Annotated in this window: 1 protein-coding gene; it reads left to right on the forward strand. The window is 53.1% G+C overall.

The features are described 5' to 3' along the window. Window positions 1-443: 443 nt before the first annotated feature. On the forward strand, window positions 444-1,293 hold an 850-nt coding region (locus G485_RS0117525; protein ID WP_027093564.1), incomplete at its 3' end, for an IS110 family transposase.

Below are 1,293 nucleotides of genomic sequence, written 5' to 3' on the forward strand. Positions count from 1 at the left end.
CCTCCTTGTATGCTAAGAGCAGCTCCTGATTTAAGGGTTGCTCTTATGATTTTGTACCTTGAAAATTGAATAATTTTGTCCCGGTGGAGGAAGCAGCCCAAGCGAAGCGCGGGAGCGACCCGTAGGGACGAAAAAAGGTGTTTACGATACTGGGCTGTCCTTGGGAAAATGCCAATAGGTGCTACCGACGGGAATATTCCTTCTCCTCCTGTAGACTCGATCATTCGGGTTCTACCAAGTTAGAGTGTTTCCTTGGCCTCTTCCGTATTTTCCAACACGCTGACTGTATCCCGCGCGTCGCCATCTCTTCCGCATAGCAGAGGAAGGTTCGTGCACCGATGGACCGCGGTGTATGCCAATAGCTCGCAAGGCTGTAAGCGGAGAGCTTTCCCAAGGACATCCCAGGACCGTAACGCCGAGTTCAACCAAAGGAGGTGAGTTCCATGTCTCACATCTTGTTTGTCGGGATCGATGTAAGCAGTAAGAACAACGTTGTATGTTGCCTGCCCGAAGGGGACGCCGCCAAACCCTTAAGCCGCTTTACGGTTCCCAACGACGAGCCCGGCGTTCTTGCTCTCCAAGAGCGCATTCTTGCAATCATGCAAAAGCATAATCTTTCTCGCATCCGCTTCGGCCTTGAGGCGACCGGCTGTTACTCCAGCCATCTTGCTCGCTACTTGGAGAGCGTACTTAGCTTCGCGCCGTATGAGCACAGTGTCTTTGTGTTCAACCCTAGTCTCATCAAGGTGTTCAAGAAATCTCATTATCTTGACGCCCCTAAAAACGACAGGGTAGACGCCTGGTTCATCGCCGCTAAGCTCCGATCCGGTCATCTACCCCGTGCCTTCACGTGGAGCGAGACCATCGCTGCATTGCAGCGCCTGTGCAGGACTCGTTTCCACGTAGTACAAACTTTGACACGGGAGACCAATTTCCTGCTGACCAATTTGTTCCTGAAGTTCAGCAGCTACTCGGTCGGGCCATTCGGTAAAAAGACGTCCTCGGCAACAAGTCTCGCGGTGATGGAGCACTTCGCCAGCGTCGAGAATATCATTGACATGCCGGTTGACGACCTCGTCGTATTCGTTGCCCAATGCGGCAAAAACCGCTTCGAGAACCCGCAGGAAGTCGCGCAAGCTCTACAGAAGGCTGCTCGTTCTTCTTACCGTCTGCCCAAGGCTATGGCCGACGCCGTAAACCTAGCGATGGCGTCCAACATCCGGGTTATCCGTTCGCTACAGGAGCAGGCCAAGTCGTTACAGAAGGCGATTGAAGAGCATCTGGCAACCATTC

This window comes from Cohnella thermotolerans DSM 17683 (assembly GCF_000429825.1).
Classification (GTDB): Bacteria; Bacillota; Bacilli; order Paenibacillales; family Paenibacillaceae; genus Cohnella; species Cohnella thermotolerans.